This window comes from Nocardioides sp., from assembly GCF_036274455.1.
In the GTDB taxonomy this organism is placed as follows: Bacteria; Actinomycetota; Actinomycetes; order Propionibacteriales; family Nocardioidaceae; genus Nocardioides.
This window is the reverse complement of sequence record NZ_DASUFR010000069.1, coordinates 37,866-54,766: the sequence shown is the minus strand read 5'-3', so window position 1 is coordinate 54,766 and position 16,901 is coordinate 37,866. Positions and strand designations below refer to the sequence as shown.

At 71.2% G+C, this 16,901-nt stretch carries 17 protein-coding genes; 9 read left to right on the top strand and 8 right to left on the bottom strand.

What is annotated here, in order from left to right; translation table 11 throughout:
• Nucleotides 1-44 precede the first annotated feature (44 nt).
• The 3 genes from VFV89_RS06500 to VFV89_RS06490 all read left to right on the top strand — a co-directional run bounded on the left by VFV89_RS06500 (nt 45) and on the right by VFV89_RS06490 (nt 3,332).
• Nucleotides 45-1,988: a M3 family metallopeptidase gene (locus VFV89_RS06500; RefSeq protein WP_329705101.1), complete on the top strand. Its 1,944-nt coding sequence runs from the start codon at nt 45-47 to the stop codon at nt 1,986-1,988.
• Between the two features lie 223 nt (nt 1,989-2,211).
• A complete protein-coding gene (locus VFV89_RS06495) occupies nt 2,212-2,907 on the top strand; it encodes a PadR family transcriptional regulator (protein ID WP_329705100.1) in 696 nt (231 codons plus the stop codon).
• Nucleotides 2,904-3,332 carry a DUF1707 domain-containing protein gene (locus tag VFV89_RS06490; protein WP_329705099.1) on the top strand — a complete coding sequence of 143 codons (429 nt, stop codon included), beginning with the start codon at nt 2,904-2,906 and terminating at the stop codon, nt 3,330-3,332. The genes VFV89_RS06495 and VFV89_RS06490 overlap by 4 nt, the downstream gene beginning before the upstream one ends.
• A 63-nt stretch (nt 3,333-3,395) precedes the next feature.
• Here VFV89_RS06490 and VFV89_RS06485 read toward each other — a convergent pair whose 3' ends face one another.
• Entirely contained in the window at nt 3,396-4,211 is an 816-nt protein-coding gene (locus VFV89_RS06485; RefSeq protein ID WP_329705098.1) for a hypothetical protein, read from the bottom strand.
• Between the two features lie 97 nt (nt 4,212-4,308).
• Between VFV89_RS06485 and VFV89_RS06480 the strand changes: the two genes are divergently transcribed.
• The 3 genes from VFV89_RS06480 (at nt 4,309) to VFV89_RS06470 (ending at nt 7,595) form a co-directional block, all read left to right on the top strand.
• A complete protein-coding gene (locus tag VFV89_RS06480) occupies nt 4,309-4,551 on the top strand; it encodes a DUF3311 domain-containing protein (protein WP_329705097.1) in 243 nt (80 codons plus the stop codon).
• Complete coding sequence (gene mctP / locus VFV89_RS06475; RefSeq protein WP_329705096.1) at nt 4,548-6,179, top strand: monocarboxylate uptake permease MctP; 1,632 nt, start codon at nt 4,548-4,550, stop codon at nt 6,177-6,179. Before VFV89_RS06480 ends, mctP begins: the two co-directional genes overlap by 4 nt.
• A 183-nt stretch (nt 6,180-6,362) precedes the next feature.
• The gene (locus VFV89_RS06470) at nt 6,363-7,595 is read left to right on the top strand and encodes an acyl-CoA dehydrogenase family protein (RefSeq protein WP_329705095.1); all 1,233 of its coding nucleotides are present in this window, start codon (nt 6,363-6,365) and stop codon (nt 7,593-7,595) included.
• Here the strand turns inward: VFV89_RS06470 and VFV89_RS06465 are convergent.
• The 3 genes from VFV89_RS06465 to VFV89_RS06455 all read right to left on the bottom strand — a co-directional run bounded on the left by VFV89_RS06465 (nt 7,558) and on the right by VFV89_RS06455 (nt 9,476).
• Entirely contained in the window at nt 7,558-7,983 is a 426-nt protein-coding gene (locus VFV89_RS06465; RefSeq protein WP_329705094.1) for a hypothetical protein, read from the bottom strand. The two genes, VFV89_RS06470 and VFV89_RS06465, sit on opposite strands and share 38 nt — an antisense overlap.
• A 66-nt stretch (nt 7,984-8,049) precedes the next feature.
• Nucleotides 8,050-8,718 carry a response regulator transcription factor gene (locus tag VFV89_RS06460; protein WP_329705093.1) on the bottom strand — a complete coding sequence of 223 codons (669 nt, stop codon included), beginning with the start codon at nt 8,716-8,718 and terminating at the stop codon, nt 8,050-8,052.
• A complete protein-coding gene (locus VFV89_RS06455; RefSeq protein WP_329705092.1) occupies nt 8,715-9,476 on the bottom strand; it encodes a sensor histidine kinase in 762 nt (253 codons plus the stop codon). The genes VFV89_RS06460 and VFV89_RS06455 overlap by 4 nt, the downstream gene beginning before the upstream one ends.
• Nucleotides 9,477-9,668: 192 nt before the next feature.
• On the opposite strand from VFV89_RS06455, the gene VFV89_RS06450 reads away from it, so the two are divergent.
• The gene (locus tag VFV89_RS06450; RefSeq protein WP_329705091.1) at nt 9,669-11,015 is read left to right on the top strand and encodes an FAD-binding oxidoreductase; all 1,347 of its coding nucleotides are present in this window, start codon (nt 9,669-9,671) and stop codon (nt 11,013-11,015) included.
• A 116-nt stretch (nt 11,016-11,131) separates the two neighbouring features.
• On the opposite strand, the gene VFV89_RS06445 is transcribed toward VFV89_RS06450, so the two are convergent.
• Both VFV89_RS06445 and VFV89_RS06440 read right to left on the bottom strand, forming a co-directional pair.
• The gene (locus VFV89_RS06445; RefSeq protein ID WP_329705090.1) at nt 11,132-12,025 is read right to left on the bottom strand and encodes a GNAT family N-acetyltransferase; all 894 of its coding nucleotides are present in this window, start codon (nt 12,023-12,025) and stop codon (nt 11,132-11,134) included.
• Nucleotides 12,026-12,106: 81 nt separating this feature from the next.
• Nucleotides 12,107-12,679: a YceI family protein gene (locus VFV89_RS06440; RefSeq protein ID WP_329705089.1), complete on the bottom strand. Its 573-nt coding sequence runs from the start codon at nt 12,677-12,679 to the stop codon at nt 12,107-12,109.
• Between the two features lie 206 nt (nt 12,680-12,885).
• Between VFV89_RS06440 and VFV89_RS06435 the strand changes: the two genes are divergently transcribed.
• Together VFV89_RS06435 and glmS are read left to right on the top strand one after the other, a co-directional pair.
• The gene (locus VFV89_RS06435; protein WP_414690350.1) at nt 12,886-13,158 is read left to right on the top strand and encodes a hypothetical protein; all 273 of its coding nucleotides are present in this window, start codon (nt 12,886-12,888) and stop codon (nt 13,156-13,158) included.
• Between the two features lie 14 nt (nt 13,159-13,172).
• Complete coding sequence (gene glmS, locus VFV89_RS06430) at nt 13,173-15,014, top strand: glutamine--fructose-6-phosphate transaminase (isomerizing) (RefSeq protein ID WP_329705088.1); 1,842 nt, start codon at nt 13,173-13,175, stop codon at nt 15,012-15,014.
• A gap of 135 nt (nt 15,015-15,149) precedes the next feature.
• On the opposite strand, the gene VFV89_RS06425 is transcribed toward glmS, so the two are convergent.
• Both VFV89_RS06425 and VFV89_RS06420 read right to left on the bottom strand, forming a co-directional pair.
• The gene (locus VFV89_RS06425; protein ID WP_329705087.1) at nt 15,150-15,953 is read right to left on the bottom strand and encodes an SDR family oxidoreductase; all 804 of its coding nucleotides are present in this window, start codon (nt 15,951-15,953) and stop codon (nt 15,150-15,152) included.
• A 56-nt stretch (nt 15,954-16,009) separates the two neighbouring features.
• The gene (locus VFV89_RS06420) at nt 16,010-16,867 is read right to left on the bottom strand and encodes a phosphotransferase (RefSeq protein ID WP_329705086.1); all 858 of its coding nucleotides are present in this window, start codon (nt 16,865-16,867) and stop codon (nt 16,010-16,012) included.
• Nucleotides 16,868-16,901: the final 34 nt, after the last annotated feature.

Below are 16,901 nucleotides of genomic sequence, written 5' to 3'. Positions count from 1 at the left end.
GGATGGCCGGGCGCGGTGCCGCGGCCTGCTCCTAGGCTGGTCGCATGACGCCTCCGTCCCCGCTGCTGCTGCCCACCGCCGACGAGGCCCTCGCCTGGGTCCGCGAGCGCACCTCGACCGGGCTGACCACGGCGAGCGACCTGGTGGCCCGCCTGCGTGCCGCCCCGCCTGCGGAGCCGGAGGAGGTCCTGCGCCGATGGGACGAGGTGACGCTCGAGCTCAGCAACGTCGGCGCGATCAGCGGCCTGCTCTCCAACGCGCACCCCGATCTCGAGGTGCGGACCGCGTGCGAGGAGGCGGAGATCGAGGTCGACAAGCTGGTCACCGAGCTGCGCCAGGACCGCGCCCTCTACGACGTGTTCGCCGCGCTCGACCCGGCCGGTCTCGACCCGACCGCGGCGCGCCTGCTGGAGAAGACACTGGAGGAGTTCCGGCGAGCCGGCGTGGACCAGGACGACGCGACCCGCGCCAGGCTGGCCGAGATCAGCGAGCGGATCACCGCGATCGACCAGGAGTTCAGCCGCAACATCCGCGACGACGTACGCACCGTGCAGGCGACGCCTGAGCAGCTCGCGGGCATGCCGGAGGACTGGCTGGCCGCACACCCGGCCGACGAGGACGGCCTCGTCACGGTGACCACCGACTACCCCGACTCGGTGCCGGCCCGGATGTTCGTCAACGACGCCGACATCCGCCGCCAGGTCACCGTCGCGTCACTGGAGCGCGGCTACCCCGCCAACGAGCCGCTGCTCAAGGAGCTGTTCGACCTGCGCCACGAGTACGCCAACCTCGTCGGCTACTCCGACTGGGCGTCCTACGACGCCGCGGTCAAGATGATCGAGAAGGGCCCGGCGATCCCGGAGTTCATCGACCGGATCGCGCAGGCGGCGCAGGCACCCATGGAGCGCGACCTCGCGGTCGTGATGGAGCGGGTGCGGCAGGACCGGCCGGACGCCGGGCCGGTCGACGCGGCCGACTCGACGTACTACGAGGAGCTGGTCCGCAAGGAGCAGCACGACGTCGACGCCCAGCTGGTGCGCACCTACTTCGCCTACGACAAGGTCGTGCAGGGGCTGCTCGACGTGACCGAGCGGCTGTTCGGGCTGCGCTACGAGTCGGCCACGGACGCCGTCCCGTGGCACGAGGACGTGACCGCCTACGACGTCTATTCGACCTCCGCCGACAGTGCGAGCGGGGACGCCGGTGAGAGCCTGGGCCGCATCTACCTCGACCTGCACCCGCGCGAGGGCAAGTTCAAGCACGCCGCGCAGTTCACGATCACCGAGGGCGTGGCCGGCCGGCAGCTGCCGGAGGGTGCGCTGCTGTGCAACTTCAGCCGTGGCCTGATGGAGCACGACCACGTGGTCACGCTGTTCCACGAGTTCGGCCACCTGCTCCACCACGTGCTCGGCGGGCACGTGGGCTGGACGCGGTTCGCCGGGGTCGCGACCGAGTGGGACTTCGTCGAGGCCCCGAGCCAGATGCTCGAGGAGTGGGCGTGGGACGCCGACGTGCTCCAGACCTTCGCCACCAACGCGGACGGTGAGCCGATCCCCGCCGACCTGGTGGCCCGGATGCGCGCGGCCGACGACTTCGGCAAGGGGATCTTCGCCAGGCAGCAGATGTTCTACGCCGCGGTGTCCTACTACTTCCACACCGAGCGTCCGGCAGACCTGACCGCGAGGCAGATCGAGCTGCAGGAGAAGTACTCGCCGCTGCGCTACCTCGACGGCACCCACTTCTACGCCAACTTCGGGCACCTCGGCGGCTACTCGTCGGCCTACTACACCTACATGTGGTCGCTGGTGATCGCCAAGGACCTGTTCTCCGCCTTCGACCCGGACGACATGTTCGACGCCGAGGTCGCCGGCCGCTACCGCGACTCGATCCTGGCCGCGGGCGGCACCAAGGACGCCGCCGACCTGGTCGCCGACTTCCTCGGCCGGCCCTACACCTTCGACGCCTACGCGGAGTGGCTGGCGCGGTAGCTGGTGCGCTTGAGCGGCCCCGGGGTGAAGGGGTCACCGGATATCCGGGGACCCCTGAGCTTCTGTACCGAGATCTCGCTATAGAAGCGGATGGGTCGCCGGATATCCGGTGACCCATCCACTTGCGCAACCAGATCGATCGGCGTACGGTTGCGATATATCGCGATACAACCGCGATAGACCACAGACATTCTTCAAGATACGACGAGAAGGAGTTCCGACGATGGGACACCAAGGCTTCAACAGACAGTGGGCTCGCCCCGACGAGCCCGGACGTCGCCAGCGCCGCGGCGGAGGCCGCCGCGGCCCGTGGGGCGACTTCGGCGGCTGGGACGGCCCCGGCCGACAGGGTCCGCCGCCGTGGGTGGCCGGGCTGTTCAACCTCGACCCGATGCACGCGCAGCGGCGCGGCCCCCGGGTCCGCCGGGGCGACGTGCGCACCGCGATCCTCGACGTCGTGCGCGTCGCCGAGGCCAGCGGCGAGCAGGTCAACGGCTACCAGGTCATCCAGCAGATCGCCGAGCGCAGCGACGGCGCGTGGCGGCCGAGCCCCGGCTCGGTCTACCCGACGATCCAGCAGCTGCAGGACGAGGGGCTCCTCGAGACCGATGACGGACGCGGCCGCAAGACGCTGACGCTCACCGAGGAGGGACGCCAGTACGTCGCCGACCACGCCGACGAGCTCGCCCAGGTGTGGCGACCCTTCGACCGGTCGGCCAGCGACGAGTCGACGTTCTCCGGGCTCAAGCCCGAGATCGGCCAGGTCATGGGCGCGGTGTGGCAGATCGTCACCGCGGGCTCCGAGTCTCAGCAGCGCGCGGCGATCGACGTGCTCGTCGAGACCCGGCGCAAGCTCTACGGCATCCTCGCCGACGGCGTCACCGATGACGAGGAGGACGACGAGGAGGAGGAGCGATGAGCGACCAGTCGATCCGGCTCAGCGACGCCGAGCGCGAGGCCGCCGCCGCCGACCTGGGTGAGCACTTCGCCCAGGGCCGGCTCACCGCCGACGAGCACGCCGAACGGCTCGAGCAGGTCTGGGCGGCCAAGACCCGCGGCGAGGTTGCGCCGATCTTCCGCGACCTGCCCAGCCCCTACGCCGCCGTCTCGACCACACCTCCGCCGGACGAGCGCTACTGGAACGCCGGGGTCCGTCCGTTTCGCCGTGGGGTTCCGGGCCCGCTCCTGGTGGTGCTGGCCGTGCTGATCGTCCTCTCGGCGATCGCCCACTTCCCGCTCTTCCTGCTCGGCTTCGCGGTGTTCTGGTTCGTGGTGCTCCGGCACCGCGGCCCGCGCCGCGCGTACGCCACGCAGCGCTGGGACCGCCACCCGCGCTGGCGCTGAGCGTCCTCTCCGACCGCCCTCCCCGGCTGACCCGCCATAAGACTTCTGGCGGGTCAGCGCCACTCAGCTCAGCCTGGATCCAGGCTCACGCAGCCCGAGCGAGGTCCGCGCCTGACCTTCGCCGGCGAGCAGCTCGTCAAGCCATGCGAAGCACCGAAGCGACAGCTCCTCCAGCGACGCCGTGGACGCCCCGGGCACCAGCTCCTCGATCCGGTCGGCAACCTCGGCGGGGAGGTCCTCGCGGAGGTATCGCAGCCTGAAGTCGTGGCGCCACGGGCAGTGCTGCGCGCGGACGAGCTGCACCAGCGAGCCGAGCGCGAAGCGCAGGTAGAAGTCGACCGCCTCGGCCACATGGCCGCGGGCGAGAGCGCGGTTCACGAGCCACTCGTCGAAGGACCGGCGCTGCCTGGCCTGGTCGACCGCTTGCTCGAGCGAGGCGCCGACGTCCTCCTCCTCGAGGAGGATGAGCCCATCCGGGTCGTACAGCACGATCGGCGTGCCGTGCCGGCGTACGTCGAGGTGCGAGTGCTTGTCGGACAGGTCCGAGACGTGCAGGTCGATGATCCGCGTCGGCTCGAGCAGCAGTCCGGGCCGGTCCTGGAGGCCGAGGAAGCACTGCCGGCCGTCCGGCCACACGTGCTCGGGGACCGCCCAGAAGTGCCGGATGTCGAAGTCCTCGCGGGCCTGCTCGAGCCACCGGGTGTAGACCGCGGTCGACGTCCCCGGGCTGCAGAGCACGTCGAGGTCGAGGTCGGACCACTCGTCGTACCCGCCGGTCGCCGCGGAGCCGCCCACCCACACGCAGTGAACGTCGTCGTCCCCCTCGGCCTGCGTGGTGAGCCAGGAGGTCCAGTCGGCGTAGCGGGAAAGATCCGTCACGCCGAGAGAGTCTGCTACCTCCTCGAAGGTTTGTGACCGACCGCACGTGGGGACCGGGCGGGGCGGCGAGGCTCATCGCTCTTCTCGGAGGTGTTCCATGTCGTCGTCAACCCGCTGGACCATCGTGGTCGTCCTGCTCCTGCCGGCCATCGTGCTGCCGCTGCTGGTCGGGATCTACGCCCGCAGCGAGCCCGATCTCTGGGGCTTCCCGTTCTTCTTCTGGTTCCAGTTCCTGCTGATCCCGGTCGCGGCGCTGCTCACCACCGCCGCCTACCAGCTCACCAAGAGTGATCCGCGGCCCCCGGAGAACGAGAACGACCCGGTGGAGACCCTGCGATGAACGGCGTCGCGTTCGGCGTCTTCATCTTCCTGTTCCTGCTGGTCACGGTCCTCGGCTTCGCCGCTGCGCGGTGGCGCAGGGCCAAGGACCTGAACAGCCTCGACGAGTGGGGGCTGGGCGGGCGCGGCTTCGGCACCTTCATCGCCTGGTTCCTGATCGGCGGCGACATCTACACGGCGTACACCTTCATCGCGGTGCCAGCGACGCTCTACGCCGGCAGCGCGGTCGGCTTCTTCGCGGTGCCGTACACGATCGTCGTCTACCCGATCATCTTCCTGTTCCTGCCCAGGCTCTGGTCGGTCAGCCACCGGCACGGCTACGTGACACCGGCCGACTTCGTCGAGGGCCGCTACGAGAGCCGGCCCCTCGCCACGGCCGTGGCCCTCACCGGCATCCTCGCGACGATGCCCTACATCGCGCTGCAGCTGGTCGGCATGCAGGTGGTGCTCCAGGTGATGGGGATCGGCAGCGACAGTGACAGCTGGTACGTCAAGGACCTGCCGCTGTTCATCGCGTTCGCGGTGCTGGCGGCCTACACCTACTCCAGCGGGCTCCGCGCCCCGGCGCTGATCGCGTTCGTGAAGGACACGCTGATCTACCTCGTCATCATCGTCGCGGTGATCTACATCCCGCACCAGATCGGCGGCTGGGGACACATCTTCGACACGGTCGAGCAGTCGTTCTCCGACTTCAACACCCAGAACGCCGATGCGATCGCGGCCGGTCAGGCCTCGCCCAAGGCGACGATGCCGTCAGACCTGCTGCACCACGCCTACTGGACGCTGGCGCTCGGCTCGGCGCTGGCGCTGTTCATGTATCCGCACTCGGTCACCGGCGTCCTCTCGACCCGCAGCCGGTCGGTCATCCGCCGCAACGCGTCGCTGCTGCCGGCGTACTCCTTCCTGCTCGGGCTGCTCGCCCTGCTCGGCTTCGTCGCGGTCGCCGCGGGGGTCAAGGTGACCAACCCGCAGCAGTCGGTGCCTCAGCTGTTCGAGGACCAGTTCCCGGCGTGGTTCGCCGGGGTCGCGTACGCCGCCATCGTCATCGGCGCGCTGGTGCCGGCCGCGATCATGTCGATCGCCGCCGCGAACCTCTGGACCCGCAACATCTACCGGGCCTTCATCAACCGCGCTCCCACCCACGAGCAGGAGGCCAGGCAGTCGAAGGTGGTCTCGCTGCTGGTCAAGTTCGGTGCGCTGGTCTTCGTGCTCGCGCTGTCGAAGGACTTCGCCATCAACCTGCAGCTGCTGGGGGGCGTGTGGATCCTGCAGACGCTGCCGGCGATCGTCGGCGGCCTCTACACGCGGTGGTTCCACCGATGGGCGCTGTTCGCCGGCTGGGCGGCGGGCATGGCCTGGGGGACCTGGCTGGCCTACGGAGTCAAGTCGCCCACCCAGGACCACTTCGGCGGACCACTGGTGAACCTGCCGTGGTCGGACACCACGAAGGTCTACATCGCGGTCCTCGCGTTCGCGCTGAACGTGATCGTGGTGCTGGTGCTCACCCCGATCCTGCGGGCCGCCGGCGTCGCGACCGGTGCCGACCAGACCCGGCCGTCGGACTACACCGCCGATGCGGGCGACGTCGACGTACAGCCCGAGCTGGACCCGGAGGGCGCGACGCGCTGACTCCGCCACGATGGGCAATGCCGCGCGCCACGGCGGGTGTGATCGACGTCGTCGCTGGCTGACGCACGCTTGTAACTGACTGTTCTGCCATCCACCCTGCGCGAACTCGCGCATGACAGTGTGCTGAACAGTCAGTTACAAGTGCGCGGGCGGGTGAGCGTGACCCGTCGGTAGCCTCGAGGCGTGAGCGACTCGGCCACCCCCACCACACCGAGCTTCGAGCTCGGCCCGGACCACGTCGAGCTGCAGAAGTGGGTGCACACCTTCGCCGAGGACGTCGTACGCCCGGCCGCGGCCGAGTGGGACGAGCGCGAGGAGTTCCCGTGGCCGGTGGTCGAGGAGGCCGCCCGGATCGGCCTCTACTCCCTCGACTTCTTCGCCACCCAGAGCTTCGACGAGACCGGGCTCGGGCTGCCGCTGACGATGGAGGAGCTGTTCTGGGGCGACGCCGGCATCGGGCTGGCCATCGTGGGCTCCTCGCTCGCGGCGGCGGCGGTCGCTGCGAACGGGACGCCGGAGCAGATCGGCGAGTGGGCGCCGCAGATGTTCGGCACACCCGGCGACCTCAAGGTGGCGGCGTTCTGCTCCTCCGAGCCCGACGCCGGCAGCGACGTCGGAGCGATGCGCACCCGGGCGACCTACGACGAGGCCAAGGACGAGTGGGAGCTCAACGGCACCAAGACCTGGGCGACCAACGGCGGGCTCGCCGACGTCCACGTCGTGACCGCGGTCGTCGACCCGGAGCTGCGTGCCCGGGGCCAGGCCTCGTTCGTGGTGCCGCCGGGCACGCCGGGGCTCAGCCAGGGGCAGAAGTTCGCCAAGCACGGCATCCGCGCCTCGCACACCGCGGAGGTCGTCCTCGACCGCGTCCGGGTCCCCGGCTCGTGCCTGCTCGGCGGCAAGGACAGGCTCGAGGCTCGGCTGGCCCGGGCCCGCGAGGGCGGCTCGAGCGGCGCCAACGCCTCGATGGCCACCTTCGAGCGCACCCGGCCCGCGGTCGGCGCCCAGGCGATCGGCATCGCCCGGGCGGCCTACGAGATCGCCCTCGACTACGCCAGGACCCGTGAGCAGTTCGGGCGCCCGATCATCGACAACCAGGCCATCGCCTTCGCGCTGGTCGACATGAAGACCGGCATCGACGCCAGCCGGCTGCTGGTGTGGCGCGCGGCCTGGATGGCCAAGCAGGGCAAGCCGTTCGACTCGGCCGAGGGCTCGATGTCGAAGCTGTACGCCGGCGAGACCGCGGTGCGGGTCACCGGGCAGGCGATGCAGATCCTCGGCGGCAACGGCTACACCCGCGACTACCCGGTCGAGCGGATGGCCCGCGACGCCCGCATCTACACGATCTTCGAGGGCACCTCGGAGATCCAGCGGCTCGTCATCGCCCGCGCGATCTCCGGGATGCAGATCCGCTGAGCCGCGAGATCGCCACGACCACGACGGTGACCTCGGCGGCGAGCGCAGGGAAGGACAGCGGGTCGGTCCAGCTGCCGACGTCGTCACCGAGCTGTGGCAGCCCCGCGGTGCGGGACAGCACGTAGGCCGCCACGGTCGCGCCGGCCACCAGGCCGGACGCCACCCAGACCCACCGCCGGTCGCTGACCAGGAGCACCGCCGCCAGGGCCAGTGCCGCCAGGCCGTCGACGAGGAACAGCCACCCGGCGTACGTGGCCTCCTCGAAGTGCTCGGGCACGAGCGCGAGGTGGATGCCACCGGTGACGAGCAGCGCGAGTACGGCGAGCCAGCGCTCGGTGGTGCGGACCTGGCTCACGCCGCGCGGGGACGTGGTCGACATCGAGATCATGGCCGGATCATCTGCCCCTGCCGCCCGGCTGAACAGCGCGACCTGAGTGATCACTTAGCCTCGGCGTCATTCCCGGACCGAGCGTGGTGCTACGAGCCCGGACTGGTAGGCGAACACGACGAGCTGGGCGCGGTCCCGCGCCCCCAGCTTCGTCATGGCCCGGCTCACGTGGGTCTTCGCGGTCATCGGGCTGAGCACCATCCGCTCGGCGATCTCGTCGTTGCTGAGCCCGTGCGCCACCAGGGCGACGACCTCCCGCTCCCGGTTGGTCAGCTGGTCGAGGTCGGCCGCGGGCAGGACGTCGGCCGGCCGGGCCACGAACTCGCTGATCAGCTGCCGGGTCACCGCGGGCGAGAGCAGCGCGTCGCCGCGCACGGTGACCCGGAGCGCCTGCAGCAGGTCGGCCGGCTCGGTGTCCTTCACGACGAAGCCGGAGGCGCCGGCGCGCAGGGCGTTGAAGACGTACTCGTCCAGCCCGTAGTTGGTCAGCATCACGACGTGCACGCCCGCCAGCCGCTCGTCGTCCGCGATCCGGCGGGTCGCCTCGATGCCGTCCAGCTCGGGCATCTGCACGTCCATCAGCACGATGTCGGGGCGGTGGGCGACCGCTCGCTCCACGGCCTCCTCACCGTCGGCCGCCTCGGCCACCACCTCGATGTCGTCCTCAGCGTCGAGCAGCGCCCGGATCCCGCTGCGGATCAGGGCCTGGTCGTCGGCCAGGACCACGCGGATCACGACGCGGCCGCGGGCAGCTCCGCGAGCACCGAGAACCCCCGGGTCTCACCGGGACGCGCGGTGAGCCGGCCGCCCAGCGCGGTGACGCGCTCGCGCATCCCGATCAGCCCGAAGCCGGGCACCGGTGCGTGCCGCGGACCGGTGCCGTCGTCGTCGACGCGCACCGTCAGCGAGCCGTGCGCGTAGGTGATCTCGACCGTCGCCGTCGCGCCGGCCGCGTGCCTGCTGGCGTTGGTGAGGGCCTCCTGGACGACGCGGTACGCCGCCTGGTCGACGTCCGGCGGCAGCGGCCGCACCTCGCCGCGCACGGTCAGGTGGGTGGGCAGCCCCGACGACCGGGCCCGCTCGACCAGCGCCGGCACCCGGTCGAGGCCGTTCCCGCCGCCGTCGTCCTCCCGGCGCAGGACCTCGAGGGTCGAGCGCAGCTCGCGCGCGGCGTCGGTGCTCGCCTCCTGGATCGCGAGCAGTGCCGACGACGGCTCGTCGCCGTTCTTGCGCGCGAGGTGGGTGGCCACGCCGGCCTGCACCTTGATCACCGAGATGCTGTGGGTCAGCGAGTCGTGGAGCTCGCGGGCGATGCGGAGCCGCTCCTCCACAGCACGGCGGCGAGCGACCTCGTCCCGGGTGCGTTCGGCCTCCTCGGCCCGGCGCTCCACCTCCTTCATACGCGCGTGCCACTGCACCGACGCGACGACGCCGAACGCCGCCGAGACCAGCCAGCCCGTTGCTTTCAACCTCCGCCATCGGTAGGTCCGCATGCATCGAGCCTAGGAGCAACGGGCCGCCGGCACGTCGTACGGGAGGAGTAGCTGCCGGCTACTCCCGGCGTCGTCCTCACAAACCGGGTGGCCATCTCGTCAGGTAGCCAGAAGAGACGCCCGTGGGGCGACGCGGTCCGTGCCGCTGCCGACGCACCATCGAGGCTCCACAGACGAGACGAGGAGACAGTGATGACAGTTCTGGAGACCGGTGAGGTCCTGCGCCCCGGCGACGAGGGGTACGACGAGGCGGCGCGGGTGTTCTTCGCGACCGGCCGGCCGGCCCTGGTGGTCCGGCCGCGGGACGCGGACGAGGTGGCCGCCGCGGTACGGCAGGCCGCCCGCGACGGGCTCGCGCTCTCGGTGCGCTCCGGCGGCCACAGCGCCGTCGGGCACAGCACCAACACCGACGGGATGGTGATCGACCTCGCCCACCTCGACGCCGTCGAGGTGCTCGACGGCCGTCGGGTCCGCGTCGGAGGCGGCGCCACGTGGGGCCAGGTCGCAGCGGCGCTCGACCCCCACGACCTCGGCCTGACCTCCGGCGACACCAAGGACGTGGGCGTCGGCGGCCTGACCCTCGGCGGCGGGATCGGCTGGATGGTCCGCAAGCACGGCCTGGCTATCGACAACCTGGTCGCCGCGCGGGTCGTGACCGCGGACGGCAGGCTCGTGACCGCCTCGGCCGAGGAGAACCCGGACCTCTTCTGGGCGCTGCGCGGTGGCGGCGGCAACTTCGGCGTGGTGGTCGAGCTCGAGTTCGTAGCCCAGCAGGTCGCGAGCGTGCACTACGGGACCGTGGCCTACCAGCTCGACGGCGTGGGCGACCTGGTCCGCCGGTGGCGCGACGCCATGCAGGCCGCTCCCGAGGAGCTGTCCAGCACCCTGGCCCTGATGCCCCCGATGGGCGAGGGGCCGCGGCAGGCGATGCTGCTCCTCTGCTACGCGGGCGACCCCGGCACCCCGGTGGAGCAGGCGGACGCGGCCATCGAGCCCCTGCTCGAGCTGGGCCAGGTGGGCAAGGCGAGCATCACCGAGCGCCGGTACGCCGACGTGCTGGAGGAGGCGCAGTCGCTGCCGCCCGGGCTGCGGCTGATCATGCGCAACACCCTGGTGCGCGCGCTGGACGACGAGGTGATCGGCGCGATCGAGCGCATGCACGGCGGCCCGACGCCCTCGATGATCGCGCTGCGCAGCCTCGGTGGCGCGGTGGCCCGGGTCGCGGCCGGCGCGACGGCGTTCGCACACCGCGACGCGGAGGCGATGGTGGTCGGAGGCCTCGTGCTGCCCGAGCAGCTCGGCGCCGCCGAGGTCGAGGGTGCGCTCACGCTCTGGCGCGACGTGGCGGCGCTCGGCAGCGGCACCTACGTCAACTTCCAGGGCTCGGCCACGCCCGAGGACGTCGCGAAGGCCTACCCGCCGGCGACGTACGCCCGGCTGGCCGAGGTGAAGCGGAGCTATGACCCCACCAACGTGTTCGCGCTCAACCACAACGTCGAGCCCGCGAGCGCCGAGGATGTCGAGGGGCCGGCGGCCTGAAGGCGCCCGAGACGCATGTAACTCCGTGTTACGACCACTAGGACGGTGTTCTGACTCTGTCCTAGTGGCACGAACACGGAGTTACATGCGCGGCCGGCGGACGGGTCAGGGCCGAGTCAGAGCACCAGCCCGCGGTTGACCCACGTCGAGGTGACGACCATGCCGACCTTCTCGTAGAGCGAGAGGGCGCCGGTCCGGGAGTCGGTGGAGAGCTCGGACTTCCTCGCGCCGCGCGCGCGGCCGGCCGCGAATGAGTCGACGAGCAGGGCCTGGGCCAGGCCACGGCCGCGCTCCTCCTTCTTCGTGGCCAGCCTCGAGATGAACGCCGTCTCCATGCCGAACTGCACCCAGGCCATCGCCACCACGGCACCGGCGGGGTCCACCACCACCCGCAGGTGCCACGGCTCGAAGCCGGGCCGGCCGGTCACCGACGCGTGCCAGTCCTCGAAGGTCTCGCGGTCGCGGTCCGACCACTCGAGGAAGGCGTCCTCCTGGACGGCCCAGACCTGCTCGTACTCCGACGGGTCCGCCTCCCGGACGACGTACCCCTCCGGCACGTCGCGCACCGGGACCATGGTCCCGTCGGGCAGCGCGAGTCCCCAGCTCTCCCACCGGACCCGGTAGCCCAGCGCCTCGAGGAGCCGGTCGCCGGGGGAGCCCTGCGGGACCGGCATCCCGATCTCCGCGATGCCCCGGCTACGGGCGTTGTCCTGCATCCAGTGCGCGACGGCGGTGCCGATGCCGCGGCCGCGGTACGCCGGGTCGACGGCGGCGTCGCACCGCCCGGCCGTCCCGACCTCGCCGTAGGCCACGAGGCGGTCGCCGTCGAAGACGCCGATCGTCGAGCCCTCGACGTCGAAGGACGCGCGGCTCCAGTCGCTGACGATGTCCGCCTCCTCGATCATGACCTCGTCGAGGTCGGCCGCCTCCTGGGCGGCCATCACCTCGTAGACGGCTGATGCGTCGTCGCGAGTCAGCGGGCGGGTCGAGAGTCCTTCGGGCAGCTCCACGAGGCCGAACCCAACCACACAAATGGAGAACGGGGCCGCTCCTTTTGCAGGAGCGGCCCCGTCGTAGGCGAGTGCTGAGGATCAGGCGTTCTTGATCGCCGAGACGTCGAACTGGAGCTTGATCTTGTCCGAGACGAGCACGCCGCCGGTCTCGAGCGCGGCGTTCCAGCTCAGCCCCCAGTCCTTGCGGTTCAGGGTGGCCGCCCCCTCGAAGCCGATCCGGGTGTTGCCGAACGGGTCCTGGGCCGAGCCGGTGTACTCGAACGGGACCGAGATCGAGTGGGTGACGCCCTTGATGGTCAGGTCGCCGGTGATCGTCCAGTCGTCGCCGTCGCGGGTGACGTCGGTCGAGGTGAAGGTGATGTTCGGGTACTGCTCGCTCTCGAAGAAGTCGCCGGAGCGGAGGTGGTCGTCGCGCTGCTGCTGGCCGGTGTTGATGCTGTTGGCGACGATGCTGAGCTCGACCTTGGAGTCGGCCGGGTTGGCGGTGTCGACGTGGGCGGTGCCGGTGAAGTCGGTGAACTGCCCGCGGACCGTGGCCACCATCGCGTGGCGGGCGCTGAAGCCGAGCCGGGTGTGGGCCGGGTCGATGGTGTAGTCGCCGGCGATGTCCTCGAGCACGGCGGTGGCGGGGTCGAAGTCGATGTTGGTCATGCGGGGCTCCTCGGATGGTGTCGGTGGAAGTTGTCATGCAACTTTCAATGACCAATAACGGACTGCAGTCCGCTTCTATTCCGGACCCTGAGAAAGATTTCTCCGGGTGGCCAGCCACCAACCATGAACCGTCAGAGCCGACCAAATCTGGGTAGATCTGCCCGATGGCGGGCAGGAAGTTGCATTTCGGCCGCGAAAGTCCCACCGTGGACGCCGTGCCCGCCGACCGCTCACTCGTCGACCACCTCGTGTCGACCACCGAGCTGACCGAGGCCGAGGCGGAGCGGGTCGTGGAGGACGTGCTGGCCTTCCACGCCGAACCGGTCGAGGCCTACGTCCGGCGCCGGCATGCGGAGCTGAAGACCTACGGCGCCCGCAACTCCGAGATCTTCGCGCGTCTCGCCGAGGAGCTCGTCCACCGCGTGGTCGCCGCCCCCGCGCTCAGCGAGCGGCAGCTGCGCCGGATCGTCTACGGATAGGGGAGCAGTCAGGTATGTGCGGGATCGTGGGGTACGTCGGGCCGCAGCAGGCGGCACCGCTGCTGTTGGAGGGGCTCGGCCGGCTCGAGCACCGCGGCTACGACTCGGCCGGCATCGCCGTCCTCGGGCCGGGCAAGGAGAGCCGGGTCCGGGTGGCCAAGAAGGCGGGCCGGGTCCGTGACCTCGCCGACGAGCTGCCCAAGCGCTTCTCGGGCAAGGTGGGCGTCGGCCACACACGGTGGGCGACGCACGGGCCGGCCAACGACGTCAACGCGCACCCGCACGTCGACACCAAGGGCGACGTCGCCATCGTCCACAACGGGATCATCGACAACGCGGCGGCGCTGAGGGCCGACCTGGCCGATGCCGGCGTCGACCTCGTCTCCGACACCGACACCGAGGTCCTCGCCCACCTGATCGGCCGCTCCGAGGCCCAGACCCTCGAGGGCAAGGTGGCCGAGGCGCTGGCCCGGATCGAGGGCACCTATGGCCTCGCCGTGCTCCACGCGGCGTACCCGGACCGGATCGTGGTCGCCCGCAACGGCAGCCCGCTGATCATCGGTATCGGCGACCACGAGATGTTCGTCGCGTCCGACCTGGCCGCACTCGTCCGCTACACGACGCGGGTCGCGCACCTCGACGACGGCGAGCTGGCCACCTTGACCGCGGACGGGTTCTCGACCTACCGGCACGACCTGACCTCGGTGCCCCGGAGCGCGACCGACCTCGAGCTGGACCCGACGGCCTACGACGCCGGCGAGCACGAGTCGTTCATGCGCAAGGAGCTGCTCGAGCAGCCCGAGGTGGCCGAGCGGGTCCTCCGCGGCCGGCTCGACGAGCGGTTCGGGACCTCCCACCTCGGCGGCCTCGACCTGGACCCGCGAGAGCTCCGCGCGATCCGCCGGGTGAAGATCCTCGGCTGCGGGTCGGCCTACTACGTCGGCCAGATGGGCGCAGGGCTGATCGAGGAGCTCGCCCGGATCCCGGCGGACGCGGAGGCGGCCAGCGAGTTCCGCTACCGCAACCCGATCATCGAGCCGGAGACGCTGTACGTCGTGGTGAGCCAGTCCGGCGAGACCATCGACACCCTGCTGGCGGTCCAGGAGATCCGGCGCAAGGGCGGCCAGGTCGTGGGGCTGGTCAACGTGGTGGGCTCGGCCATCGCCCGCGAGTGCGGCCGCGGGATCTACCTGCACGCCGGTCCCGAGGTCGCGGTCGCGTCCACCAAGGCGCTCACGAACATGTTCCTCGGCTTCGCGCTGCTCGCCCTCCAGCTCGGCCGGGTCCGCGACCTGTCCATCGCCGACGGGCGCCGCCTGGTTGCGGCGCTCCAGGCGCTGCCCGCACAGATCGGCGAGGTGCTGGCGCTGGAGCCGGAGCTCACGGGGCTGGCAGCCAGGCTGGCCGAGTCGCACAGCCTGTTCTTCATCGGCCGGGTCCGGGGATTCCCGGTGGCCCGCGAGGGTGCTCAGAAGTTCAAGGAGATCACCTACCGGCACGCGGAGGCCTACCAGACCTCCGAGCTCAAGCACGGGCCGCTGGCGCTCATCGAGCCGTCGGTGCCGACCGTCGCGATCGTGCCCGACGACGAGCTCACCGAGCGCAACGTGGGCGCGCTGCACGAGGTGGCCGCCCGCGGCGGCCCGCTCGTCGTGGTCACCCACGCCTCGGTCGACCTCGGCGACCTGCCGTCCCAGGCGTCGGTGCACCGCGTCGACGTCCCCCGCAGCGAGCGTGAGCTCGACCCGATCCTGATGACGGTCGTGCTCCAGATCCTCGCCTACCACGCCGCACAGTCGCTCGGCCTCGACATCGACAAGCCGCGCAACCTGGCGAAGTCGGTGACCGTCGAGTGACCCAACCGGCCGCGCCGACCAGCGTCCTCGGGTGACCGCTACTCCGCTCGCCGAGCCGCTCGCCGCCGTACCGTCGCTCTACCCGACCGAGGTCAGCCACATCGCCAACGACCATCGGCCGGGCTGGGGGCGCGGTCAGACCGCCTTGCGCAGCCCGGCGTCGACGACGACGTCGGAGCCGGTGGTGCTCGCCGACCGCGGCGAGGCCAGCAGGACGATCACGTCGGCGACCTCCTGCGGGTCGATCAGCCGGCCGGTCGTCAGGTTCATCATCTCGGCCGCGGACCGGTCGAGCACCGTGTCGCGGTCGGTCCCGGTGGCCTGCGCCAGCACGTCCGCCGCTCCGCCGTCCTTGGTCCACCACGGAGTGCGGACCGGCCCCGGGCTGACCGTGTTGACCCGGACGCCGCGCGGGCCGAACTCCTCCGACAGCGCCTGGGTGAGGTTGTTGATGCCTGCCTTGGCCACGCCGTAGTCGACGTTCACGCCGCTGGGCACGTGCGCGTGCGTCGACGAGACGTTGACGATGCTCCCGCCGTGCTCGAGGAGGTGCGGCAGCGCCGCCCGGACCGCCCGCACCGCGCTGAGCAGGTTGAACTCCAGCATCGCCGTCCAGTCCGCGTCGCCGAGGTGGTCGAAGGAGAAGCGCGGCATCGTCACGCCAGGTGGCGGGCCGCCCGCGTTGTTGACCAGGATGTCGAGCCGGCCGAACCGTGCCACCGCCGCGTCGACAGCGCGTCCCGGTCCCTCCGCGGTGGCGAGGTCGGCACTCACGTGCACCAGCGACTCGTCGAGCGCGGCTTCCAGGCGGGGCGACGTCGTGCGCGACACCGCCGCGACCCGAGCGCCCTCGGCCCGCAACGTGAGTGCGGTGGCCAGCCCGATCCCCTGCGATGCTCCGGTCACCACGGCGACCTTGTCGTTCAGCTCGAGATCCATGCCCACCATGGTGGTCGGAGGCGGACCGTGGCGCTGGCGGGAATCGGCCACCTCGTTCAGAACGCCGAGCGGTAGGCCTCCAGCCCGGCGAGGTAGGCCGCCTCCTTCTGGCGGCGGACCAGCGGGTCGGTGTTCTCCACCCAGTCCGCGGCGACGTCGACCACCTCGTCGAGCATGAGCGCCCGGCGCGCGACGGCGTACGCCGGCTCGTCGGGCCAGTGGCGGGGATCCGAGCACGCGTCGTGGCGGAGGATCGCGTGGTCGACGACCGGGTCGCCGACCGCGAGGTCCTCCCAGTCGAGCAGCCAGACGCGCTCCGGCCCGATCAGGAAGTTCTCGTGCCACGGGTCGCCGTGCACCGCCACGTGCACCTCGTCGTCGAGGGTGTCGACCAGGGCGGCGAGCTGGCCGACCTGGTCCTCGAGGTAGGCGTGCAGGTCCTTGGTGAGGTAGCCCTCGACCACGTCGAGGTCGCCCTCGAACCGATCCAGCCACACCGCGCGGAAGCACGCCGCCGACGTGGTGGGCTCGCCGAGCCGCTCGGCCAGCTCGCGGTCGGCGTGCAGCCCGGCCAGGAGCTCGGTCGCCTCGGCGTAGCGCTCGTGCAGCGTGGACCGAGTGGCCGGCCGCGCGTCGAGGTAGGGGAAGAGCAGCGCGGTCCGGCCGTCGACGGTCAGCACGTCGAGCAGCTCCGGAGCGGCGTGCCGCTCGGACAGCAGGCCGGCCAGCTCGGCCCAGGTCTCCAGCGACTCCTCGTCGTCGGCGCCGGCGGCGACCTTGGCCCAGAGTCGCCGCTCCCCGACCCGGACCGCGAACGACATCTTGTCGGCGCCGGTGTGGTTGAAGCGGTGCTCGACGTGGGCGTCAGGGCCGAGGACGGCCTCCAGCGCGTCCTGGACCCGGCGTACCGACATGCCATCGAGTCTGCCCACGTGAACAAGCGCCCGC